Annotated in this window: 24 protein-coding genes and 1 pseudogene; 11 read left to right on the forward strand and 14 right to left on the reverse strand. The window is 71.4% G+C overall.

Annotated elements, in window-relative coordinates:
- Window positions 1-2 precede the first annotated feature (2 nt).
- Together ACSNN7_RS01425 and ACSNN7_RS01430 are read left to right on the forward strand one after the other, a co-directional pair.
- Window positions 3-689 carry a 3-oxoacid CoA-transferase subunit A gene (locus tag ACSNN7_RS01425; RefSeq protein WP_436678656.1) on the forward strand — a complete coding sequence of 229 codons (687 nt, stop codon included), beginning with the start codon at window positions 3-5 and terminating at the stop codon, window positions 687-689.
- Window positions 686-1,360 (forward strand): 3-oxoacid CoA-transferase subunit B, encoded by a 675-nt coding sequence (locus tag ACSNN7_RS01430; RefSeq protein ID WP_436678657.1) that lies wholly within the window; start codon window positions 686-688, stop codon window positions 1,358-1,360. The genes ACSNN7_RS01425 and ACSNN7_RS01430 overlap by 4 nt, the downstream gene beginning before the upstream one ends.
- On the opposite strand, the gene ACSNN7_RS01435 is transcribed toward ACSNN7_RS01430, so the two are convergent.
- From ACSNN7_RS01435 to ACSNN7_RS01445, 3 genes are all read right to left on the reverse strand, one after another.
- Window positions 1,347-1,790 (reverse strand): OsmC family protein, encoded by a 444-nt coding sequence (locus tag ACSNN7_RS01435; protein ID WP_436678658.1) that lies wholly within the window; start codon window positions 1,788-1,790, stop codon window positions 1,347-1,349. The two genes, ACSNN7_RS01430 and ACSNN7_RS01435, sit on opposite strands and share 14 nt — an antisense overlap.
- Before the next feature lie 51 nt (window positions 1,791-1,841).
- Window positions 1,842-2,534 (reverse strand): AAA family ATPase, encoded by a 693-nt coding sequence (locus tag ACSNN7_RS01440; protein ID WP_436678659.1) that lies wholly within the window; start codon window positions 2,532-2,534, stop codon window positions 1,842-1,844.
- Between the two features lie 175 nt (window positions 2,535-2,709).
- Entirely contained in the window at window positions 2,710-3,555 is an 846-nt protein-coding gene (locus ACSNN7_RS01445) for an aminopeptidase (protein WP_436678660.1), read from the reverse strand.
- Between the two features lie 272 nt (window positions 3,556-3,827).
- Here ACSNN7_RS01445 and ACSNN7_RS01450 point away from each other — a divergent pair, with 272 nt between their 5' ends.
- Window positions 3,828-4,616, forward strand: a complete 789-nt coding sequence (locus ACSNN7_RS01450; protein ID WP_436678661.1) for a maleylpyruvate isomerase family mycothiol-dependent enzyme — start codon at window positions 3,828-3,830, stop codon at window positions 4,614-4,616.
- Window positions 4,617-4,728: 112 nt separating this feature from the next.
- Window positions 4,729-5,487, forward strand: coding sequence for an Fpg/Nei family DNA glycosylase (locus tag ACSNN7_RS01455; protein ID WP_436678662.1), 759 nt, complete (start codon window positions 4,729-4,731; stop codon window positions 5,485-5,487).
- Window positions 5,488-5,514: 27 nt separating this feature from the next.
- Here ACSNN7_RS01455 and ACSNN7_RS01460 read toward each other — a convergent pair whose 3' ends face one another.
- The 7 genes from ACSNN7_RS01460 to ACSNN7_RS01490 all read right to left on the reverse strand — a co-directional run bounded on the left by ACSNN7_RS01460 (window position 5,515) and on the right by ACSNN7_RS01490 (window position 12,408).
- On the reverse strand, window positions 5,515-6,429 hold the full coding sequence (locus ACSNN7_RS01460) for a cysteine hydrolase family protein (protein ID WP_436678663.1): 915 nt from the start codon (window positions 6,427-6,429) through the stop codon (window positions 5,515-5,517).
- Entirely contained in the window at window positions 6,387-6,806 is a 420-nt protein-coding gene (locus ACSNN7_RS01465) for a hypothetical protein (RefSeq protein WP_436678664.1), read from the reverse strand. The genes ACSNN7_RS01460 and ACSNN7_RS01465 overlap by 43 nt, the downstream gene beginning before the upstream one ends.
- Before the next feature lie 543 nt (window positions 6,807-7,349).
- Window positions 7,350-7,964 (reverse strand): DUF6518 family protein, encoded by a 615-nt coding sequence (locus tag ACSNN7_RS01470; protein ID WP_436678665.1) that lies wholly within the window; start codon window positions 7,962-7,964, stop codon window positions 7,350-7,352.
- A gap of 35 nt (window positions 7,965-7,999) precedes the next feature.
- On the reverse strand, window positions 8,000-8,914 hold the full coding sequence (locus ACSNN7_RS01475; protein ID WP_436678666.1) for a serine hydrolase: 915 nt from the start codon (window positions 8,912-8,914) through the stop codon (window positions 8,000-8,002).
- Complete coding sequence (locus ACSNN7_RS01480) at window positions 8,911-9,840, reverse strand: LysR family transcriptional regulator (RefSeq protein WP_436678667.1); 930 nt, start codon at window positions 9,838-9,840, stop codon at window positions 8,911-8,913. The genes ACSNN7_RS01475 and ACSNN7_RS01480 overlap by 4 nt, the downstream gene beginning before the upstream one ends.
- 174 nt (window positions 9,841-10,014) lie before the next feature.
- Window positions 10,015-11,400: an MFS transporter gene (locus ACSNN7_RS01485; RefSeq protein WP_436678668.1), complete on the reverse strand. Its 1,386-nt coding sequence runs from the start codon at window positions 11,398-11,400 to the stop codon at window positions 10,015-10,017.
- A gap of 372 nt (window positions 11,401-11,772) precedes the next feature.
- Window positions 11,773-12,408 (reverse strand): TetR family transcriptional regulator, encoded by a 636-nt coding sequence (locus ACSNN7_RS01490; RefSeq protein ID WP_436678669.1) that lies wholly within the window; start codon window positions 12,406-12,408, stop codon window positions 11,773-11,775.
- A gap of 96 nt (window positions 12,409-12,504) precedes the next feature.
- Between ACSNN7_RS01490 and ACSNN7_RS01495 the strand changes: the two genes are divergently transcribed.
- From ACSNN7_RS01495 to ACSNN7_RS01515, 5 genes are all read left to right on the forward strand, one after another.
- Window positions 12,505-13,185 carry a hemerythrin domain-containing protein gene (locus tag ACSNN7_RS01495; protein ID WP_436678670.1) on the forward strand — a complete coding sequence of 227 codons (681 nt, stop codon included), beginning with the start codon at window positions 12,505-12,507 and terminating at the stop codon, window positions 13,183-13,185.
- A 101-nt stretch (window positions 13,186-13,286) separates the two neighbouring features.
- Window positions 13,287-13,967, forward strand: a complete 681-nt coding sequence (locus ACSNN7_RS01500; RefSeq protein ID WP_436678671.1) for a hemerythrin domain-containing protein — start codon at window positions 13,287-13,289, stop codon at window positions 13,965-13,967.
- Window positions 13,968-14,467: 500 nt separating this feature from the next.
- Entirely contained in the window at window positions 14,468-14,860 is a 393-nt protein-coding gene (locus ACSNN7_RS01505) for an SCO5389 family protein (RefSeq protein WP_436678672.1), read from the forward strand.
- Window positions 14,850-15,890 carry an LLM class flavin-dependent oxidoreductase gene (locus ACSNN7_RS01510; RefSeq protein ID WP_436678673.1) on the forward strand — a complete coding sequence of 347 codons (1,041 nt, stop codon included), beginning with the start codon at window positions 14,850-14,852 and terminating at the stop codon, window positions 15,888-15,890. The genes ACSNN7_RS01505 and ACSNN7_RS01510 overlap by 11 nt, the downstream gene beginning before the upstream one ends.
- 157 nt (window positions 15,891-16,047) lie before the next feature.
- Window positions 16,048-17,025 carry an ATP-binding protein gene (locus tag ACSNN7_RS01515; RefSeq protein ID WP_436678674.1) on the forward strand — a complete coding sequence of 326 codons (978 nt, stop codon included), beginning with the start codon at window positions 16,048-16,050 and terminating at the stop codon, window positions 17,023-17,025.
- A gap of 88 nt (window positions 17,026-17,113) precedes the next feature.
- On the opposite strand, the pseudogene ACSNN7_RS01520 reads toward ACSNN7_RS01515, so the two are convergent.
- Window positions 17,114-17,188 (reverse strand): annotated as a pseudogene (locus ACSNN7_RS01520) (transcriptional repressor); the annotation flags it as partial.
- Window positions 17,189-17,343: 155 nt separating this feature from the next.
- Here ACSNN7_RS01520 and ACSNN7_RS01525 point away from each other — a divergent pair.
- Both ACSNN7_RS01525 and ACSNN7_RS01530 read left to right on the forward strand, forming a co-directional pair.
- Window positions 17,344-18,309, forward strand: a complete 966-nt coding sequence (locus ACSNN7_RS01525) for a permease (RefSeq protein WP_436678803.1) — start codon at window positions 17,344-17,346, stop codon at window positions 18,307-18,309.
- Window positions 18,306-19,097, forward strand: coding sequence for a TIGR03943 family putative permease subunit (locus ACSNN7_RS01530; protein WP_436678675.1), 792 nt, complete (start codon window positions 18,306-18,308; stop codon window positions 19,095-19,097). The genes ACSNN7_RS01525 and ACSNN7_RS01530 overlap by 4 nt, the downstream gene beginning before the upstream one ends.
- Window positions 19,098-19,144: 47 nt before the next feature.
- On the opposite strand, the gene ACSNN7_RS01535 is transcribed toward ACSNN7_RS01530, so the two are convergent.
- The 3 genes from ACSNN7_RS01535 to ACSNN7_RS01545 form a co-directional block, all read right to left on the reverse strand.
- The gene (locus tag ACSNN7_RS01535) at window positions 19,145-20,611 is read right to left on the reverse strand and encodes a carboxyl transferase domain-containing protein (RefSeq protein ID WP_436678676.1); all 1,467 of its coding nucleotides are present in this window, start codon (window positions 20,609-20,611) and stop codon (window positions 19,145-19,147) included.
- A gap of 139 nt (window positions 20,612-20,750) precedes the next feature.
- Entirely contained in the window at window positions 20,751-21,776 is a 1,026-nt protein-coding gene (locus ACSNN7_RS01540) for an LLM class F420-dependent oxidoreductase (RefSeq protein ID WP_436678677.1), read from the reverse strand.
- Between the two features lie 16 nt (window positions 21,777-21,792).
- Entirely contained in the window at window positions 21,793-22,209 is a 417-nt protein-coding gene (locus tag ACSNN7_RS01545; RefSeq protein ID WP_436678678.1) for a nuclear transport factor 2 family protein, read from the reverse strand.
- Between the last annotated feature and the right edge of the window lie 72 nt (window positions 22,210-22,281).

Here is a 22,281-nt window from a genome sequence, read left to right on the forward strand (position 1 = left end):
CCATGGCCAGCATCCTGGACAACCCGAGCGACGCGGTGGCGGGGATCCCCGACGGCGCCACGGTGATGATCGGGGGATTCGGCACCGCCGGTCAGCCGGTCGAGCTCATCGAGGCGCTCATCGCCTGCGGTGCCACGGATCTCACCGTGGTGAACAACAACGCCGGAAACGGGGACGTGGGCCTGGCGGCGCTGATCCGCGCCGGCCGGGTCCGCAAGATCGTGTGCTCCTTCCCCCGGCAGCGGGACTCCTGGCACTTCGACCAGAAGTACCGGGCCGGCGAGATCGAGCTGGAGCTCGTTCCGCAGGGCAACCTCGCCGAGCGCATCCGCGCCGCCGGCGCCGGCATCGGGGCCTTCTACACGCCCACCGGCTACGGGACATCCCTGGCCGAGGGCAAGGAGGTCCGGGAGATCGACGGGAGGCACTACGTGCTGGAGTACCCGCTGCGGGCGGACTACGCCCTCGTGAAGGCGCACCGCGCCGACGAACTGGGCAACCTGGTCTACCGCAAGACCGCGCGCAACTTCGGGCCGATCATGGCGGCGGCCGCGACGACGACCGTCGTCCAGGTGGAGGAGGTGGTGCCGGTCGGCGCGCTCGACCCGGAGAACATCGTCACGCCGTCCATCTACGTCGACCGCGTCGTCCGCGTGCCGGCGCCCGAGCCGGTCGGAGCGGGTCAGTGACCGGCGTCCGGCGCGGCCTCGGCAAGGACGAACTCGCCGCCCGCGTCGCGCGGGACATCCCGCGCGGAGCCTTCGTGAACCTCGGCATCGGGCTGCCGACCCGGATCAGCAACCACCTCTCCCCGGGCAGCGGCGTCGTGCTGCACACGGAGAACGGCATGCTGGGCATGGGACCCGAGGCGCAGGGGGAGGCGGTCGACCTCGACCTCATCAACGCCGGCAAGGTGCCTGTGACCGAGCTGCCCGGCGCCTCCTACTTCCACCACGCCGACTCCTTCGCCATGATGCGCGGCGGCCACCTGGACGTCTGCGTGCTCGGCGCCTATCAGGTGTCGGCCCGCGGTGACCTCGCGAACTGGCACACCGGCCGGCCCGACGACATCCCCGCCGTCGGCGGCGCGATGGACCTTGCCATCGGGGCCAAGGAGACGTTCGTGATGATGGATCTGCTGTCGCGCGACGGGATTCCGAAGCTCGTGCCGGAATGCACGTACCCGCTGACCGGTGTCGGTTGCGTCAGCCGCGTCTACACCGACCTCGCGGTGTTCGTCATCGAGGAGAAGACGGTGGCCGTACGGGAGCTGTTCGACTGCACCTTCGACGAGCTGAGTGGTCTGCTCGAGGTGCCGCTGCTGGACCGGACGGATGACGGGGAACTCAGTCCTCCGTAGCGCCGGCAGCCTCGACGATCGAGACCGGAGTGCCGAGTTCGACGGTACGGGAGACGGTGCAGAGCCGTTCGTGCGACTGCTGCAGCGACCGGGGCAGCGCCTCGCGCGCCCGGTCGCCGTCCGCGCCCTCCGGGAACGTCACGGTGAACTCGACCCTGAGGTTCCGCATCCGGTTTCCGCCGGCCTCGTCGCGGATCTTGTCGCCGGTGACCTCGACGGAGAACCGGGTCGGCTCGGCGCGGCGGCTGGTGATGTGGTCCACGTCTATCGCGGTGCAGCCGCCGATGGCAGCCAGAAGCAGTTCCACCGGCGTGAAGCTGCCGTCCTCGCCCGTGCCCACCGACATCGATCCGCCGCGGACGTTCCGCACGACGTAGTTCCCCACACTGGTGCGCTCGATCTCTACCGAGCGCAAGGTGTCCTCACTCATGACAGGCACGCTACCCAGCCCGTGGTAGGCGCATGAGTTGCTTCTGCCCGTTCAACTCCGACGGAGCGATTCCACCGACTGGCCCGGACGCCAGCCACCTGCCGGGCCTGGCCGACGATTCGTTGCCGGCTCGACCGGTAACGAACCGCCTCCCGTTCGTGCCGGCCCGAGCAGGGCGACGACCGCTGCCACGATCGACTCGATGGCCGGGGCTCCACGGTCTGAGGTGTCGATCTCGACGACGGCGTCGACGCTCTCCGGCGGTTCGAAGATCGACCTGTTCATCTCACCGCGCTGAAACAGGGACAGGAGCTGCCGGTCGATGGCTCCGCCCTCGGCCGCCCGAGCAGCAAGTCGCCGGCCGATGACCGCCTCCTGGGCGACGACGTGCACAGCCAGCACCCGGGCGCCACCCGCGAGCAGTGCGCCCAGCAGCTCGCGGGACAACACCGAGGACTCCACGACGAGGCTCACCCCGGAGGCCGCGAGCAGCCGGATCGCCTCGACCATCACGGCTTCGGCCCGGCGGCTGACGGGACCACCGGCAACGTGGAAGTCCTGGTCGAGCCAGACACTCCCGTCCCCGGCGACGAAGGCCGAGGAGAGCCCGAGACCCGTCTTGATCTCGTCGCGGGTCAGGAACGGGATACCGAGTCGACCGGCCGTTGCAGAGGCAATGGTGGTCTTCCCCGCCCCCGGACACCCGCATACGGCGATCACCACCGGCCGTTCCGTCACCAGCATCCGTCGATCTTGGCAGATTCGCAGACCCACTGTCGATCTGCCCGGTCCCGCCACGAGGGCTACCAGCCTCCTCCGTGTAGGGCGCTCCGCCCGGTCCCCGCGCTAGCGAAGCTGGACGGTCTGCCACCGTCCGACAAGGAGTCTCCCCGAGGGACGTACCTTGTCCGGCCTCGACCTATGCAGCGTCAGCCTCACGGGAGCTGCGCAATGCGCCGACGGCCACCAGCCCCGCACCGGCGAGCGCGATCGCCGCCTCGATGGCCCGCGACACCTGAGGGAAGCCTCCCGTCGACGTGCCCACCATTACTGCTGGCTGCAAGAAGGCGCCGTCGGGAGGTGCGGTCATGATCCACCAGGCTGACCATGCCGCGGCGAGATCCGAGTAGGCGCGAGCCGCGGCGACTGACAGCAGGAACAACCCCAGCGGAAGCAGCCAACGCCGGTCGGCCTGCCACCCTGACAGCGCGAGTGCTCCCACGGTCACGAATGCAGCGAGCAGCGCCGGCCACACCGTCCCGAGCAGGTCGAGCAGCGGATGACGGCCGAAGTCCCCCGCGAGGCGCAGCCCCAACCAGGCGACTAGCAGCAGCGCGAGGATACTCGTCGCCACACCCCGCCGCCTGCCGTGCGACGGTGACGCCGACACACCGGCCGCGAGACAGAGGACGCCGAGCGTCAGACCCAGCGCGGCGACCCTCTCCCGGTCGATCACCTCCTGCACACCGGCCAACATGGCCGTCTTCGCTACCCCTTGACCGGATGTCAGCCCGCCTGCCTCGTCGACCTGCTCCTGGTACCAGAGCAGTCTCATCGCCGCCACCACGGCAAGGAACCCGATACCGGCGGCGACGGCCCACCTCACGCGCCGCACACTCCGGTCCGGCAGCACGTATCCGAGCAGTGCGAGCAGCATGACGAGGCCGAACTGCAGCGACGCGGCAGGCATGGCGAGCAGTGCCGCCGCAACCGAGAGCAGACCGGCGGCGACGGATGCAACGAGCAGCCCGAGCGAGAGACGCATGGGCAAGATCGTTACACAGGCTGCGGAGGCGCGAGTGGCGCCGAAATATGGCGCGGGCGCCGGGTCAGTTGGGTAGCCGACACCGGCCGACCGGCGTCTTGATCTTCGCAAGCCGGGGAGTGCGAGCGTGTCCGGCTACAGTGCGACGGAACCGTCGAGCCAGGTCATCGCGCGGCTATGGCCGGCTTCAGCTCTGGATCCGCTGCGCGCCCGCCGCATCGGCTGTGGAAATTCGATGTTCGGTTGCCGGAGCGCGGTGCTAGACAGCCGGAGTGGAAAAGACTCTGGAGTTCCCCGATCTGCTGCGGCTGATCGACGAACGGTCGACCGCGTACCGGGCCGCGGTCGCCGCCGCGCCCAACCTCGACGTGCAGGTACCGACCTGTCCCGAGTGGACGCTGTTCGACCTGGTGCAGCACCTGGGTCAGGGGCGCCGCTCGTGGGCCGCCACCGTCGCCGCAGGGCCTGCGGCCTCGGCCAAGTCCGCGGCGGTGGGCCCGGCTGCGCCTCGGGAGCGCGAGGCCCTGCTGGCCTGGTCGGCCGAGTCGACCCAGCAGCTGTTGGACGCACTGCGGGAGGCCGGACCGGATCGCGGCTGCCGGACGTGGTGGGGTAGGTCGCAGTCGCCGCAGACCTGCGGTGCCGTCGCCCGGCACCAGCTCCAGGAGATCACGGTGCACACCTACGACGCTCAGGTCACCCTGGGTACCCCGCAGCCGCTGCCGGACGAGGTGGCACTCGACGGTGTCGAGGATTTCCTCTCCACCTGCTGCGCAACGACGGCCACCTGGCCGCATGAGCCGGCTGTCGTCGATTACCACGCCACCGAGGGCCGCTCCTGGCGCCTCTGGCTCTCCGCAGCCGGCGCCCGGGCCGCCCGCCTGCCCGGCACAGTGCCCGCCACCGCGGCCGGTGCGGAGCCGGACGCGGCCGACGCCTCCGCCCGAGGCACGGCCAGTGAGCTGGTCCTGGCCTTCTACGGGCGTCTTCCGGTCGACGCCCTGAAGCTCGACGGCGACCGACGTCTCTTCGACCTGCTCATAGCCTGGGAACCGGAGTGAGGACCCGCCACCTGCTGCACCCCAGGCCGACAGGGGCACGACTGGCTCGGCACACGTGCCGGTGGGACCGGCGGACTGGTTTTCGCACCAGCAGGCCGGGTAGGTGTCGGCCATGCCCGAGGGGCACCTCATCCACCGACACGCCCGCGAGCAGCACGCCGCCCTCGCCGGTCAGCCAGTACAGCTGTCGAGCCCGCAGGGCCGGTTCGACCCGAGCCCCTACGCCGACAAGTCTCTGACGGCGGTCGAGGCGTACGGCAAGCATCTGCTCTATCACTTCATCGACGCGCCGGTGCTGCACGTGCACCTCGGCATGCGTGGGCTGTTCCTGCGGTTCGCCGACCCGACCGTGCCGCCTCGGCGCGGGACCCGGCTGCGGCTGGCCGGACCGGAGGTGGCGTACGACCTGATAGCGCCGATTCGCTGCGAGCCGCTGCCACCGGACGCGGAACGCGCCCTGCGGGCCTCGCTCGGGGTGGACCCGTTGCGCGACGACGCCGATCCGGTGGAGGCCGTCCGCCGGCTCACGGCGGCCGCCGTACCGGTGGGGACGGCGCTGCTGGACCAGAGGATCTGGGCCGGGATCGGCAACGCCTGGCGAGCCGAGCTGCTCTTCCTGGCGGAGCTCACTCCCGACGCTGTCAGCGTCGGGGATGCCAGGGCGAGGCGGTTGTGGCAGCTGGCCGTTGAGTATCTGGCGCTGGGGCGGGACGCGGGCCAGGTGGTCAGCGACCCGACCGCGCCGGACGAACGGTGGGTCTACAAGCGGGAGCGCTGCCGGCGGTGCGGCAGCCCGATACGGACCTGGCAGCTCGGTGGCCGCACCGCGTACGCCTGCCCGGTCGACCAACCGGCGGTCGCCGAGCGCTGAGCCACGAGATGAGCGCCAACGCGGAGGCTATCTCTTGGCTGCGCTGGTTGCTGCCAGGAATTCATCCACCGAAAGTGTCGCGTGCGAAATCATTTTGTACCGTTCGATCATTTCGTCGTAGGCCGCTCTGCCGCCCTGAGCGGCGGTGGCGTCGGTGAACGTCGTGACGTGGTAACCGCGTTCCATCGCGCTGCGCGCGGTCGACTCGACGCACATCGTCCCGATCATGCCGCCGATCGCCAGGTACTCGACGTTGTGCTGCCGTAGCTGGACGTCCAGGTCGGTGTTGGCCATGACGTCGATGTTCTTGTGCGGTGCGATGACCACCTCATTCGGCTGGGGCGCCAGCTCCGGGTGGAATTCCGCACCCCAGCTTCCGGCCTCGAACATCCGGTTGTCGTACATCTCCCGGTGAATGCCGGACAGATGCTTCCAGGTGGTGTAGTCGCTTTCGGTGTAGGCCATGGGGGAGAAGAAGACGGGAAATCCGTGTGCCCGCACTCCGGCGAGAAGGCGCTTGATGTTGGCGAACGTGCCGATCCGGTCGAACTCGTCCTTGAAGATCGGGTAGCTCTTGCCGTTCGCAGAGAAAATTTCGTTGACCGTGTCGATGAGAAGCAGGCCGATGCGCCCGGTCTCGTACGCGTTGGCGGACACGACGACTCCTCCCCGAAAGGGCTGGTGACCGACCTCAACGTAGCCCGCGGCTTTCCTGCTGGTGCCCTTTTTCGACAGGTCTGAGCGTCCAGCTTCACAGGCCGCCTCCTGGCCGGCCGCCATCGAGGCCGCCGTCGGGTATGACGTCGCGGTGGCGATGTGGTCGCGCCGATGATCGATTGCTCGCCATTTCCGCCGCTCCGACAAGCCATCCCGGACAAGATCAGCACGCGCGCAGTAGATCAGGTGGTGGTTTTCGGCGACGGCTTCTTGGCGAATGGCCACGGCTGGGCGCCAAACAGTTCGGTACATGCCGTGAGTAGGCCGCGCTGTGCCTCGGCCATGCGCGCGTTGGTTGGACCGGGGTCAACGCTCGGGTCATTCTTCACGAACAGGTCCCCGGCATCCTTCGTAGCCAGTGCCAGGCGCTGGCCCGCCTCCCGGACGCCGGGGTCCACCGCCTCGACGGCACGCCTTGCGATCCCCGAGTTAGAGGTGAAGCGGACGTCCTGCTCCTCGATCGCTCGGGCGACCATGGTGCAGGCCCCGGCGGCGTACTGGTCCGAGGGGGCGGTCGGGCTGGCCTCAGGGGAGCCGGGCGGCTCGGTGGGGGCGCAGGCGGAGACGAGTAGCAGCGAGAGAGCGGCGAGTTTACGGATCACCGCGAGCGGTTAGCGATCCAGCTCTCCAGGTCGGTAAGCGACGGGTGCTACAGCCGCAGCCGGATGCCTGTACTACGAGGAGCAGGGTCTGCTCAATGCCGCACGCAGCGCCGGCGGTCAGCGGCACCACCGACGCCGTCGAGCGGGTGCGGTGGATCCAGGCGCTGTACTCGGCCGGGCTGAGCAGCAAGGTGATCGTCGGGCTGCTGCCGTGCGTACGCAACGGCGTCGCGATCCCCGACATGGTCGCCCGGCTCGTGGCCGAACGGGAGCGCGCAGCGGCCCAGATCCGTGGGCTGTCCGAGACCCGCGACCGTCTGGATCAGGTCGAGCTGGTCGAGCTCAACGGCCGGGCATCGTCTTCAGCGGCGCGGGCCGGGTCATCGCCACGCTTACCCTCGAACTGGACGAGGGTGGCCGGATCGCCGCGATCCACAACATCGCCAACCCCGACAAGCTGCGCGCCGTCGCCTCCGTCCACCCTGTTCAGGCCGACCACTAGCCGTCGCTGCCCCGGAGGGCGGCGGGCGTCCGGGCCGGTGCTCAGCGGAAGCCGATCAGGAACGCCCCGAAACCGGCCAGGGTCAGCGGCAGGGCCGTGGCCAGGGCGAGGAGCCGATGGCGGTTCGTCCGGCCGGCCAGCACGATGATCAGGACGCCGAGCGCGACCCGGATCGCGGCGTGCGCCAGCGGTTCGGAGCCGTAGTCCGGGTGCCCGATCCGGCGGGCGAGGAGCGCCGCCTCGGCGAACAGCACCGCGCTTGGAAGTGCGACCCCGACGACCTGCCGCCGGCCCTGCTCTCGCGCCCACGTTCCGCCGACGCCGAAGACCACTCCGGCCAGGACGCCGAAGCACATCCAGAGGATGGACGTCGGCGCCCACAGCACGGCCAGGTCGTCGTGCTGGATGAGGGTCGCGGCGAGGTAGTAGCTGGGTACCGCGACGACCAGACCGGCGGCGGCGCCGGCCGCCGCCCACCACCAGCTGGCCCGAAGCCAGAAGGCGTAGAGGAAGGCGGCCACGGCCCACACGGCACTGGAGTTCCCCAGGTCACCGAGGAGGGGTGGCAGGTATTTGATCCACACGAAGTCGAGGAAGCCGAGCAGGACGCCGGCCGGCAATGCGGTTCGAGCCAGTCGCCCGAGGGGAGTTCGCATGGCGCCGAAGCATACTGAGTATGTGTGGCCGTCCCTCACCAGGGCAGGTGACCCGTCCTCAAGTGGTCGTGCAGCATCCGGGCAACCTGCGCCATCGTCGCCTCGCTGGCGGGTTGCGCGACCGCGGGTACGCGGGACGCGGTGAGTGCGGCGACGGCGTACGACTGTCCGTCGGCGTGGTCCACGACGCCGACCTCGTGCCGCAGGTGCAGCAAGGTGCCGGTCTTCGAGGACCAGCGTGAGGCGTCGGAGGTGAAGTCCGGTGCGAGCCGGTGCCGGAGCAGGTTGTCGCCCATCAGGGCGCGTACCCGTGCGGCGGTGTCGGGGTGGATCCCCGAGGGCCGCCAGAGCGCGTGCAGCAGGTCGACGAAGGCGCCGGCCGACCCGGTGTTGGCCCGCGTGACGTCGAGCTGGGCCACGGCGTGGCCCTGTCCCGGGGTGGCGGCGCCGATGGCGAGGGAGTGTGCCAGGTGCCCGTCGCCGGGGCCAAGCCGTTCCGCGGGCGTCTCGGTGAGTTCCCGCATGCGGTGCCGCACCGCGATGCCGCTGACGCCGAGTCGTCGCAGTTCGGTGGCGACCGCGGCGGGCGGAGTGAGGTCGAAGAGCGCGTCGGCGGCGACGTTGTCGCTGATGGAGGTGCTCAGGTAGAGCAGGTCCTCCACGGCGACCCGGGCCGGGTGGCGGAAGCGGCTCAGCCCGGCCGGCCCCGGTGTGCTGATCCGGCCGGGCGCCACGTCGACCTGCATCGCCGCATCGAGTTCCCCGCGCACGACCCGTTCCAGGACGGCCACCGCCAGCGGTACCTTCACCAGCGAGGCGACCGGGTACTCGAGATCCGCGTCGAAGCCGATCTCCGCCCCGGAGTCGAGGTCCCGGACCAGGAAGGATCCCTGCAGCCCTGCCTCGGCCAGCAGGTCGCGCGCACTGCGCACCACGGCCGTCACGGTCACGACGCGCTGCCCGTCCGCCGCAGATCGGCCGCTTCGCTGCTCGTCGCCCGGGCGCCGCGGGCCGGAGCGCCGAGAGACCGGCCGATCTCCGAGTGGAGCGGCTCCAGCTGGTCGAGGTCCTCGCGCGCTCCCGCGCTGATGTCGTACCCCCGCTCGAGGGCGGGCCCGGCGAGGGGGCACCAGTGCAGTCCGAACTCCTCGGCCTGGTGACGGGAGCAGAGCAGCAAATCGGCAGAGGTGAGGGCCTCGGCGGCGGCTTCGACCAGCGACGGCGTGACGGCCACCTGGGCCGGATGCAGCCCGACTGAGTGACCGGAACGGGCCAGCGGGTCCCGCAGGTGTGGCACGTCGTCCTCGGGCTGAATCAGAACCCGGCGACGTGTCCGCGCACCGGACCGGCCGGTGCGCAGCGTCTCGAGGAACACCGTCGACGCCGGAGAAGGGCTCTTCCCGGCCAGCCCCAGGGGCACTCGCCAGGACGCCGTCGCCGCGGGCACCGCCACGATCCCGGCGCGGACTTCGAGGGTACGACAGAGCCGGGCCCGCTCCTCCGGGCCGGCCGGCCGTAGCTCCAGGTGGATCCGCTGTCGTCGGCCGGCCGCCACCAGCGCGGCGAGCCGACGGGGAGCGCAGATGTCGGGTACGGCCATCCGCAGCGGACGTAGCTGTGCCCGCTCGGCGTCGTGCGCCATGGCGTCGGCGAGGTCGACCAGGCGCCGCGCCGTCGGCAGCATGTCCCGGCCGAACGGGGTCAACCGGACCGCCCGGGACGAACGGTCGAAGAGGCGGGCGCCGAAGTGTTCCTCCAGAGCGGCGATGCGGCGGCTGGCGACCGACTGGGGGATACCCGCCGCCGAAGCACCGGCGGTGAAGCTGCCGTGCCCGCTGACGGCCACGAATGCCCGGCAGGCCGCCACCACGTCCACCGGCCCATCCTATGGCGAAAGCGGATGGACCAGCCGGTGCCCGCCGGTCTGCGCATAGCCGGGGCCGGCTCGGGCGACGCCAAGGTCAACCGATCGCCCTGGTGCCGGCTCATGGAGCCATGCTCGCGCCCTGATCCTGCTCCTCGTGCCGGCTGGATCCCGCGTACCGAACCGTCAATGTCTCGTCGACATGCGCCGCATGGCGCGCCGGCTGACTGGTGCGCGACGGCGGGGACCGCCGGGTCGGGTGGAGTCGGCCCGCCGACGTCCGGCGTGTGCCCGGATGGTTGCCGCCGGAACCTCGTCGCCCACCGGCCGAGCCGCCAGTTCCTCCAGCTCACGCGCGTGACGAAGGGGCGACAGCAGCAGCGGAACCGGCGCGAGGGTGAGCCCGGCCCCGATGACGACGAGGGCGGCGCGGACGCCGAGCGCCTCCCCGAGTACGCCGCCGAGCAGGCCCCCGAGCGGCACCGCGCCCATGACCAGGAAACGCATGCTGGCGTTGACCCGGCACAGGAGCCGGGCGGGCACGATCGTCTGCCGGTAGGTGACCTGGGTGATCCCGTACACCACCTGGCCGATCCCGCCGCCGGCCAGCCCGGCCAGGAGGAAGACCGCGCCCCAGCCGGGGCCGGTCAGCGGGACCAGCAGGTTCGCCGGGCTGGTCACCGCCAGGGACAGCCAGATGATCCGGGCGGACCCGAAGCGGCGGGCCAGCCGGGTGGCCGTGGCGGCGCCGAGCAGCGCGGCGGCCGGGGCGGCGGAGAGCAACATGCCGGTGGTGCCGGGCGCGAAGCCCACGGTGTCGACCAGGAAGAGGACGAGCAGCGCCGTGGCGGCGGTGAAGAAGATGTTCGACAGTGCGCTGGTGGCGGCGATCGCGCGCAGCACGGGCCGGGTCAGCACGAAGTGCAGCCCCTCGCGAGCGTCCCGCACCAGTCCGGAGCGTCCGGTCCGCCGTGGCGTCGGCTCGCGGGTTCTGATGCGCGCCAGGCAAGCGGCGCTGAGCAGGAAGCTGGCCGCGTCGACCAGCAGGGTGTTCGTGGCGCCCACCAGTTGGGTGAGCCATCCGCCGAGGCCGGGACCGGCGACCTGCCCGCAGGAGCGGACCGTCTCCACGGCCGAGTTGCCCCGCAGCAGGTGCCGGCGGCCCAGCACCGTCGGCAGGTAGGACTGGTGGCCGATGTCGAACAGCACCCGCATGACGGCCATGACCGCGGCCGCCGCCGTCAGCAGCGGCAGGCTGAGCCAGGACAACGCGGCCGCCACGGTGACGGTCACCAGCGTGGCGCAGCGGACGAGGTCGGTGGCGATCAGGACCGGTCGTAGCCGTCGCCGGTCCAGCCACACCCCGGCCGGCACTCCGAGCAGCAGGAACGCGCTGTTCTGCACGGCCACGAGCACGCCCAGCTGCCACGGCGTGGCGTCCAGGAGCAGTACGGCGATCAGCGGGAAGGCGAGCGCGGTGACGTCCGTGCCCAGTTGGGTCACCGTCTGCCCGGCGACCAGGAGCCGGAAGTCCCCGGACCGCCAGGGCCCGTCCTGCCGTGGTGTGGTCATCTGTGCCCTTCGCACCAGCCGAGGAATCGGGTGCCGCGGCAGCCGGCTCACGGTGTCGGCGGCAGCCACGGGGTGCGAAAGGGCGACTCGGTGTGTCGTCCCCCCGTTGCGAGGCTAGCCGAGCGGGCGTGTCCCCGTCGCCATACCGGACTGGTTCTGATCCGGGTAGCCGGTGTCTCCCCACGCCTGCTCCCAGGCTCGGGCGACCGGGTACCGGTCCAGGAGTTCGGGCAGGGCGACTGCCGCCGCCAGGCTCACACCGGCGGCGATCACGCCGAGCGTGACCCGTAACCGTGTGCCCGCCGGCTGAATGCCCCAGGTTCGATCATGGGCGCCATGCTGGTGACTGCGGCAACGCCCGGTCGGACGCCGTCAGGAGGGGCTGGTGTCCGGCGGAGCGAGGGCCACGGTCGCGATGCGGTACAGGTGCTGCTCGGCTGTCTCCCAGTCCCAGCCGCTCTCCGTCACGAGGCTGTGCCAGCTCGCCGGTCCGAACAGTAGCCACAGCAGGTCGGCGGCTTGCCGGGTGCTCAGCGAGCTCGGCAGCTGCCCCAACTCGGCAAGGTGCTCGACGGTCTCGTGCAGTGCCGTGCGGTAGGCGTCGGTGGCCCGCCTCCAGAGCCGCTCGCCCGCCTCGTGGACCGGGAGGGCCTTGCGCACCGCCGTCAGGACCGATGCCTGGCTCTGGTTGCCGACGCGCGTGCCGTGGGCGAGGGTGCGCAGAATCGCGTCCCGGCTGTCACCTTGCCGGATCAGGTCCACGTAGTCGCGGTACCCGGACGACTGCACCGCGTCGTCGACGATCCGGTCGAGGATCTCCGCCTTGTTCCCCACGCTGGCGTACACGGTGCGGACTGCGACGCCCGCGGCGGCGGCGATGTCGGCCACCGTGATGTGCGCGTAGCCGCGCTCGGCGAAGAGCACGGTCGCGCACCGCAGCACGGCCTCACGGGTGGCCGCCGCGGCCTTGTCGCGGTGGGGAGAGACATAGCTACGTCGTTCCGGCATGCCGCGTACCGTACTCCGAATTCAGTGGTGGTAACCAGAATTGAATGCAGGTAGCATGTCGCCGAATGGTCGCGACGCCGAGCGGAGGACGACAGGGTGCAGATCGACGAGAACGCTCCCCGGGACAAGCCCGAAGTGGCGCAGATGACGGTCATCCACAAGGCGCTGCGCCGGGAGTTCCGCCTCCTGCCGGCCGCCGTGGCCGCGGTGGGCTCGGGGGACCGCCGGGCCGCCCAGCAGGTGGCGGCCCACGCCGACCTGCAGTTGCTGTTCCTGCACGCGCACCACGACAGCGAGGACCGGCTGATCTGGCCGATCCTGACCCGGCGCAGCGCCGCCACCGCCTCGATGGTCGAGCTCATGCACCGCCAGCACGAGACCGTGGATCGCCTCGTCACGCAGCTACGGGCAGCACTTCCGCCCTGGGCGCGGACGGCCGACCCGGCCGAGCGACAGCGGGTGGTGGCCCTGCTCGAGGAGTTGCACCCCGCGCTCGAGGAGCACCTGGATCTGGAGGAGGCCGAGGTGCTGCCACTGATCCAGGAACATCTCACGGTCGCCGAGTGGAACGCCACCGTCCAGGACGCCGCCACGCACCTGCCGAAGAACCCGAAGGCGGGGCTGCTGTTGGCCGGGGTGGTGCTGGAGGACGCCACCGCCGCCGAACAGCGGTGGTTCCTGCACGAACTTCCTCCGCCGGCGCGGCTGATGTGGGGCCTGCTCGGCCACCGCCTCTACCGCCGCCACGTACGGCGGACCCGAGCCGCCGCCGCATGAGGCGACCGCCCGCACGGCTCCGCACCCTCCACCGAAGCGGCTTGCTTCGGTACGAACGCCGCAACGTCCCGCATTCCCCCTCAGTTCGAAGGACACCGATCGTGACCGGCAAGATGGCCGACGTCCGTGACATGTACGTCATCCACACACTCCTGCGGCGAGAGTTCCGGCTCCTGCCGCCACTGGTCCGCAGCGTGGCCGACGGCGACCGCACCCGGTCCCAGCTGCTCGGTGAGCACATCCAGCTCATGTCCGACCTCCTGCACGCTCACCACGAGGGCGAAGACGACCTGCTGTGGCCGAAGCTGCTCGAGCGGGGCGCCACGGAGGTGCTTCCCGCCGTGCGGGCCATGGAGGGCCAACACGAGCGGCTGGACGAGATCAACGAGCAGGTGACGAGCAACCTGGCGACGTGGCGACGTACCGCCGCCGACGACCAGCGAAACGCCCTGGCCGACGCCCTGGACCGACTCCTACCGGTGCTGGTCGAGCACACCGCGATGGAGGAGGAACACATCCTGCCGCTCGCGGCGAAGTACGTCACCGCCCAGGAGTGGCAGCTGCTGGGTCAGCACACCCTCGGCACCGTCGACAAGAAGAAGCTTCCGGTGATCTTCGGGATGTCGATGTACGAGGCCGACCCGGAGGTGATCAAGGTGATCCTCGCCGACGTGCCACTGGTGCCCCGGCTGCTGCTGCCCATCCTCGGTCCCCGCGCGTACGCCGGTTACGCGAAGCGCATCCATGGCACTGCCGCCCCGGCCCGCGCCGTGCCTGCCTGAATCACCAGACGCCGGACGGGGCGCACACCGCCCGCAACGTTTCGGCGCGACCACGATCGGCTCCGGGACGGCGCCCGCCGACCCGGAGCCGACGGGGGCGGCACCGTCGCTGCGCCGCGCTCGCGCCGCCGACGTACTCCAGATCCCCGGCCTGGTGGATGGGCTTTTCGCCCCGACGGATGTCACGGTGATCGCCGGAGAACCGGCCGGGCGTACGCACTGACCCGGTAGACCCCGACGAGCCGCCGGTCGTGAGCGTTTGCGCTGGAGAACCTCAACCCGGCCGGTGTGGCGCCGCTGATGTGCGCGGGCATCACCGGGTGGGAACCGCTGCGCCGCCGGCAGGTCGGCTCCGGCTTACGGGTCGGTCTTCAGCACGTCGCCGGCGAAGGCGGCAGATCCGCGAGGCGTCGCGGACGGATATTGACGGGCTGCACGATTCGTGATGTGCTGACCACCGTACGTAAACGACAACCGTCATCGTTTTCGTTAGGAGGACCATGTCCCTCACCGTCCCGCCCGCCCTGCTCGAAGCCGCCGAACGCGGACCTGTGGATGACGCCGAGTTCGTCTCCTGCATCCGCGAGTCGCTGCCCTACGCCTGGCAGACCATCAGCCGCGTCGTCGACGACCTGGACGCCTCCACTGGGGACTTCGCCGACAACGTCGTCCCGCCGCCGACCGAGACCGAGCGAGGGCAACTGCTGCGGGCGCTGGCCAGCGACGCCATCAGGGGCGGCCTTGAGCGGCACTTCGGGGTGAAGCTGGCGTTCCAGAACTGCCACCGGGTGGCCGCCTTCCGCCCGGCCGCGGTGGACTCGGACTCCTACCGCCGGTTCATCTCGGTACGCGGCCAGCTGCTCAACCAGTCGCCCGAGCTGCGTGACTGCTGATTCGTCCACCCGGGGGCGGCTGATGGGCGTCGACGCCCATCTGTTCCTGCTCGCCGCCCAGCACCCGGGCGTCCCTGACGCCCGGGTGCTGGCGGACGCCCATGCCTACGGATTGGCGGCCGAGCGGGCCGGTTACCGCGGGGTGTGGATGGCCGAGCACCATTTCATCTCCTACGGGTTGTGCCCGTCGGCGATCGCCTTCGCCGGTCACCTGCTCGGGGCTACTCGCCGGATCACCGTCGGCACCGCTGCCTGCATTCTCTCCAACCGGCACCCCGTCGCACTGGCGGAAGAAGCCGTTCTGCTCGACGAGCTGTCGGGCGGGCGCTTCCACCTGGGCGTGGCGCGTGGCGGGCCATGGGTGGACCTCGAGGTCTTCGGCACCGGCCTGGACCGCTTCGCGACCGGCTTCGCCGAATCGGTCGACCTGCTCGACGCCTGGCTGTCCGGCGCCGACACCGTCGCCGGGCGCGGCCGGTTTCCGTTTCGCCCGGTGCAGGTCAAGCCCCGCCCCCGCCGACGCGTTCCGGTGTGGATCGCGGCGACGTCACCGGCGACGGTCGACCTGGCCGCCGCCCGTGGTGTGCCCCTGCTGCTCGGCATGCAGGCCACGTGGGCGGAGAAGGCAGAGCTGCTCGACCGGTACGCCGTTGTCGCGGCCCAGCACGGCCACGATCCGGCGGCCGTCCGGCACGCCAGCACCCACCTGATCCACGTCGAGGACAGCGACGCCGCGGCCGAGGCGGTGATCCGGTCGGCCCTGCCCAGGCTCCTCGCTCGTACCGACGACTACGTCCGTAACGACGGCAGCCGCGGCCACCGTTCCCATCATCAGTACGTGGAGCATCTGCTGGCCCATCAGCCCGTGGGTGCCGTGGCGCGCTGCCGGGAGCGGCTCGACCGGGCGGCCGAACTGCCCGGCGTGGGTCACCTGCTCCTCATGGTCGAAGGGGCCGGTGGGCGGGCCGCGACCCTGGCCACCATCGCCAGGGTCGCCGACGAGGTGCTCGGCCTGCCGCCGGCGGAGTGAGTCCGCCCCAGACGAGCCGGCAGGCCGGTCGCAGGCCGTCGAGCCAGATCCGACACGTGGCACGCGCTTCCCCTCATTTGCACCGGCCGCCGCCGGTACGACCACTACACTCACGACAGTGGAAACCGTTTCCAATTAGGCGCTGATGGAGCAACCCATGAAGATCGCGTTCGTCGGCAAGGGCGGCAGCGGCAAGACCACACTGGCGGCCTTGTTCACCCGCCACCTCGCCGGCCTCGGCCGGCCGGTGCTGGCTGTCGACGCGGACATCAACCAGCACCTCGCGGTGGCGCTCGGCGCCACGGCCGAGGCGGCGGCGCGCCTCCCACCGCTGGGCGACGTCCTGCCGCAGATGAAGGAATACCTGCGCGGCGACAACCCCCGTATCCGCTCGGCTGCGGAGATGGTCAAAACCACCCCGCCGGGCGCCGGTTCGCGTCTGCTCAGGGTGGTGGAGGAGAACCCGGTCTACGCCGCCTGCCTGCGGGAGATCGGCGGCGTGCGCCTCGCGGTGACCGGGGCGTTCAGCGAGCAGGACCTGGGGGTGGCCTGCTACCACTCCAAGGTCGGCGCGGTGGAACTGCTCCTCAACCACCTGGTCGACGGGCCCGAGGAGTACGTCGTGGTCGACATGACCGCCGGTGCGGACTCTTTCGCCTCCGGACTGTTCACCCGCTTCGACCGAACCTTCCTGGTCTGCGAGCCGACGCTACGCAGCGTCGGCGTCTACCGCCAGTACGCCGGCTACGCCCGCGACTACGGCGTGGCGCTCTCGGTCGTCGGCAACAAGATCGAGGACGCGTCGGACGTGGACTTCCTTCGCGAGCACGCGGGCCCGGACCTGCTCGCCTGGGTGAGCCGCTCGCCGTACGTGCGGCGGGCCGAACGCGGTGCCATCGGCCCTCTCGACGACCTCGAGGCCGCCAACCGGGCCGTGCTGGCGCAGCTCACCGCCGCGGCCGACGCCAGCGTGCAGGACTGGGAGCTGTTCACCCGGCACGCACACGAGTTCCACCGGCGCAACGCGGCGGCGTGGGCCAACGAACGGGTCGGAGCCGACCTCACCGCCCAGATCGACCCGGACTTCCGGATGGGACCGGCGGCGCTGGCCCACCCGGCGCGCGCGCTCGGATGAGCCGCCGAAGGGCGATGGTCGTTCGGCGTACCTCGCTCGACCGGCGCCCGATCAGCGGGTGCACTTCGCGCAGGTGCCAAAGATGCGTGGCGAGCTGGTCCGCCCACCGCTGCACGGCGGCTCCGGCCACCTCCACGGTGCGTCCGCAGTTGCGGCAGCCGAGGCCTGACGACAGCACCGACGGACAGGAAGGGAGCCGCTGTGACGGCAGCAGAGCGCACCTCCACGACCGGTGACGAGTCCGCCGGGCCGCCTCAGTCGGCCGTCGAGGCGCAGCTCGGCTCGTCGTCGCCGCCCCCTCCTGGTCGGGCGCCCGAGATGCGGGCGGGGATCGCCGAGCGGATCGGATCCGTCGAGGTGCTGGCCGCGCTGCTGGTCCTGCTGATCGTGCTGCGCGAACAGGTGGCCGGCTTGCTCTCCGCGCCGGCCCTGGCGACCTGGACGACGGTCTTCGTCTCCGTGATGGTGCAGGCCGTGCCCTTCCTGGTCTTCGGCGTCACGCTCTCGGCCGTCATCGCCGTCTACGTACCCCCGTCGTTCTGGGCCCGCGCCCTGCCCCGTCACCCCGCCCTCGCCGTGCCCGTGGCGAGCGCCGCCGGCGTCGTGCTTCCCGGCTGCGAGTGCGGTGCCGTACCGATCGCCGGTTCCCTGATCCGCCGGGGCGTCACCCCTGCCGCCGCGCTGGCGTTCCTGCTCGCCGCGCCGGCGGTCAACCCGATCGTGCTCACCGCCACCGCGGTCGCCTTTCCCGGCAACCCCGAGATGGTCCTCGGGCGCGCCGTGGCCGGCCTGGCCGTCGCCGTCGTGATGGGCTGGCTCTGGCTGCGGCTGGGCCGCGCCGACTGGCTCCGGCTCCCGCACCGGCCCGACCTGGACGGACTCCGGCGGGGTCAGGCGTTCTGGTCCGCCGTGCGTCACGACCTGGTCCACGCCGGCGGTTTCCTCGTCGTCGGCGCGATGGCCGCGGCCGGCATCAACGTCCTGGTGCCGGAGCGGTGGCTGCAGACCCTCGCCGATCAGCCGGTGCTCTCGGTGCTCGCCCTGGCCGCCCTCGCCGTGCTGCTGTCCATCTGCTCCGAGGCCGACGCCTTCGTCGCCGCGTCGCTGTCGCAGTTCTCCCTCACCTCTCGACTGGCCTTCCTGGTGGTGGGCCCCATGGTGGACCTCAAGCTCATCTCGATGCAGGCCGGGATCTTCGGCCGCCGCTTCGCCGTCCGCTTCGCGCCGGCGACCTTCGCGGTCGCGGTCGTGTTCGCCGTCATCGTCGGAATGGTGCTGCTGTGAACCGTCAAGCTCAGGCCTGCGTCATGATCCTCTTCGGCGGCGCGGTCCTGCGGGCCAGCGTCACCGACCTCTACCTGCGTTACGTCAAGGAAGGACTGCGGCCCTTCCTCATCGCCGCCAGCCTGCTACTGATCATCACCGCCGTGATGACCCTCTGGTACGAGCTGCGGCCTGCCGCTACCGCAGTGGCGGACACACCGGCCGAATCGGGTCGAGCCGGCACCGCCCAGCACGACGGGCAGGTCGGGTCGTGCACGCCGACCGTACGCCCGCACCACGACCACGGGCACCACGAGCCGTGGGTCGCCTGGCTGCTGATCCTTCCCGCCCTCGGGCTCCTGCTGGTCACCCCGCCCGCCCTCGGCGCGTACGCCGCCGGCCAGGCCGGTACCGCGTTGAGCACCCGGCAGGAATCCGACTACCCGCCGCTGCCCGACGGAGATCCCGCGACAACCACTCTCTTCGACTACGCGGCCCGGGCGCTGTTCGACAACGGTCGGTCGATCGGCGATCGTCGAGTCCAGCTCACCGGCTTCATCGCCCCCGGCCCCGACGGACAACCCATCCTCGCCCGCATGATCCTGTCGTGCTGCGCCGCCGACGGGCGGCCCGTCAAACTCGGAATGGCCGGCGAGGTTCCCACCGGTCTCGGCAACGACACGTGGGTGCAGGTCACCGGCCGATACACCGACCGGCTCGGGCGTGACCCCGTCAACGACGAGGAAATCCCGTACATCCACGTCGAGTCGTGGCAACAGGTCCCGGCCCCGGCCAACCCCTACGAGTAGCCCGGCCGGAACGACACGCGCCCGCCCCGTCCGGCTTGGAGCGACGGTCAGAGGTGACGGTAGCGGGCCCGGCGGGTCTGGAGGCGGTCCGCAGGGTCGGCGTCGAGCAGGGCGGCCAGTTCGTGCTCCAGCACCGCCCCCAGCCGGTCGAGGAACGCCGCGGGCTCGTCGGCGGCGTCGGGTTGCTCGGCCACGATCCGGTCCACGATGCCCCTCGCCCGCAGGTCCTGCGCGCGGATGCCCTGCGCGGCGGCGACCTGCGGCGCCCGCTCGACGGTGCGATGGAGGATCGCCGACGCGCCCTCCGGCGGCAGCGGCGAGAGCCAGCCGTGCGCCGCGGCGATGACGCGGTCGGCCGGCAGCAGAGCCAGGGCGGCGCCGCCACTGCCCTGACCCAGCAACACGCACAGGGTCGGCACCGGCAGGGTGACGAGATCGGCAAGGCAGTTGGCGATCTCACCGGCCAGGCCACCCTCCTCGGCCTGTGGGGAGAGCGCGGCGCCCGGTGTGTCGACGACGGTGACGACGGGCAGGCCCAACTCGGCGGCGAGCTTGAATCCTCGCCGGACGGCCCGCAGGCCGGCGGGATCGGGCGGGGCGTCGCGCCGGTCGTGCCCGACGACCACGGCGGGGGCATCCCCGAAGCGGGCCAGCGCCACGATCACGCCGGCTCCGGTCTCGCCGCTCTGCGTGCCGTGCAACGGCACGACGTCGCGGCCGGCGTGCCTGAGCAGCCGGCGGATTCCGGGACGGTCCGCCCGGCGGGATCGCCGGACGGCGTCCCAGGCGGTGCGATCGCCGGGCGGGTCTTCCACCGGGACCGGCGTACGGGGGACACGGCGCGGCGCGCTGAGAGTGGACAGCGCTCGTTCGGCCAGCGGCGCCACCTGCTCCGGCGCGACGACCGCGTCGATCAGACCGTGTTTGTGGAGGTTCTCGGCGACCTGCACGCCGGCCGGGAACGGCGAGCCGGTCAGCGCCTCGTACACCTTCGGCCCGAGGAAGCCGATCAGCGCGCCCGGCTCGGCGACGGTCAGGTGCCCGAGGGACCCCCACGACGCGTACACGCCGCCGGTCGTCGGGTGCCGCAGATATACGAGGTACGGCAGTCCCGCGGCCTTGTGCGCGGTGATCGCCTGGCTGATCTTCACCATCTGCAGGAACGCGATCGAGCCCTCCTGCATCCGGGTGCCGCCGCTCGCCGGCGCGGCGAGCAACGGAATCCGCTCGGTGGTCGCCCGCTCGACGGCCCGGGTGAGCCGCTCGGCCGCCGCGACGCCGATCGAGCCGCCGAGAAATGCGAACTCGCCGGCGATGACGGCGACCCGCCGTCCGCCGATCCGGCCCGCGCCGGTGATGACCGCCTCGTCGAGGCCGGTGGTTCGGCGCGCGGCGGCCAGGGCAGCCGCATAGTCGGCGTCGAGCGGGGCCGGATCGGCAACCGGCTCGTCCCAGGACATCCAGCTTCCGGAGTCGATGACCAGGTCGACCAGGTCCTGAGCTGATCTCCTCACACCCGGTCGACCTTCCCGTACGGGCAGCGCAGCGTCGCGCGGAGTGCGTGTGAGGCGGTGCCGTCAACCTGGTCGCCAGCCATGATCACACCATAGCCGTCGCGGGGCCCCGGCGACGGAGAGAGCAGGAGCCCTCGCGTCATCCGACCAGCTCGGCGATCTGGCGCAGCTGCCGCGGGCCGCCCGACACCAGCAGGGTGGTGATCACGCTCTCGCGCCACCGCTGCAGCTCGTCCTTGATCTTCGCGGCCGACCCGATCAGCGCGATGTCCTCCACCAGCGCGGTCGGCACGGCGGCGATGGCCTCCTGCTTGTTGCCCGCCAGGTACGCCTCGGTGATGAGGTCACACTCTCGCTCGTATCCGAGGCGGGCGATGACGTCCCGGTGGAAGTTGGCCGACTTGGCACCCATGCCGCCGACGTACAGCGCGACGAACGGCCGGATCCGGTCGGCCGCGCGCTCCACGTCGTCGTCTACGACGATCGGCACCGTCGCGGCGATCTCGAACTCGTCCGGGCCGCGGCGGGAGCCCGGTCGGGCGAAGCCCTCGGCCAGTGCGGCCCGGTAGAAGCCGTCCGCCTTGGGGGAGAAGAACAGCGGCAGCCAGCCGTCGGCGATCTCGGCGGCCAGCGCCACGTTCTTCGGCCCCTCGGCGGCGAGGAAGATGGGGATGTCGGTGCGCAGCGGGTGGACGGTGGACTTCAGCGGCTTACCCAGGCCGGTGCCGCCGGGGTGCGGCAGCTGGTAGAAGTCGCCGTCGTACTCCACCGGGCCGCTGCGGGCTAGGACGGCGCGGATGATGTCGATGTACTCCCGAGTGCGGGCCAGCGGCCGGGGGTACGGCTGGCCGTACCAGCCCTCCACGACCTGCGGGCCGGAGGCGCCGAGCCCGAGGATGAACCGACCGCCGGACAGGTGGTCGAGGGTGAGCGCCGCCATCGCGGCGGCGGTCGGCGTGCGGGCCGAGATCTGCATGATGTTGGTGCCCAGCCGCACGCGGGAGGTGCCGGCGCCCCACCAGGCGAGCGGGGTCAGGCAGTCCGACCCGTACGCCTCGGCGGCCCAGACCGAGTCGAAGCCGAGGCGGTCGGCCTCCGCGATGGCCTCCGCGACGCCCGCGGGCGGGCCGGAGGACCAGTAGCCGGTGGTGTATCCGAGTTTCATCGCGGGACCTTCCGTCTCACGGGGCGATGCCGTCGGCGGCGAGACCGGCGACGACCGCCTCGCTCAAGGTGGTGACGGCGGACAGGGGGCGGACCATGACCGTGAACTCCTCGATCAGACCGTCGTCGCCGAGCTGGAGCAGGTCGAGGCCGTGGATCTGCTTGCCGCGCACGGTCGCGCGGAAGATGAGGATGTGCGACTCGACCGGCCGGCCCGCCGGGCCGATCTCGGCCTCGCCGGCCAGCTGCCCGACGTACCGGAAATCCTCGAACGTGCGGAGGAGCACGCGGAGCAGCCCGTGGACGGCCGGCGCCCCCTCGAACGGCGTGAACTTCACCGGGCTGAAGAAGCGGACGTCCGGGCTGAACATCCCGTCGAAGGCGTCCAGGTCCCGGGCCTCGACGGCGGCACGGAACCGCTCGACGATCGTCACGGCGGCCTCCCTTATAGTCAACAATAGGAGTAGTCATATCACTGACTATGCAACGAGGGAAGTGGGAGGTGC

The sequence above is a fragment of the Micromonospora sp. URMC 105 genome, from assembly GCF_051386295.1.
GTDB lineage: Bacteria > Actinomycetota > Actinomycetes > Mycobacteriales > Micromonosporaceae > Micromonospora.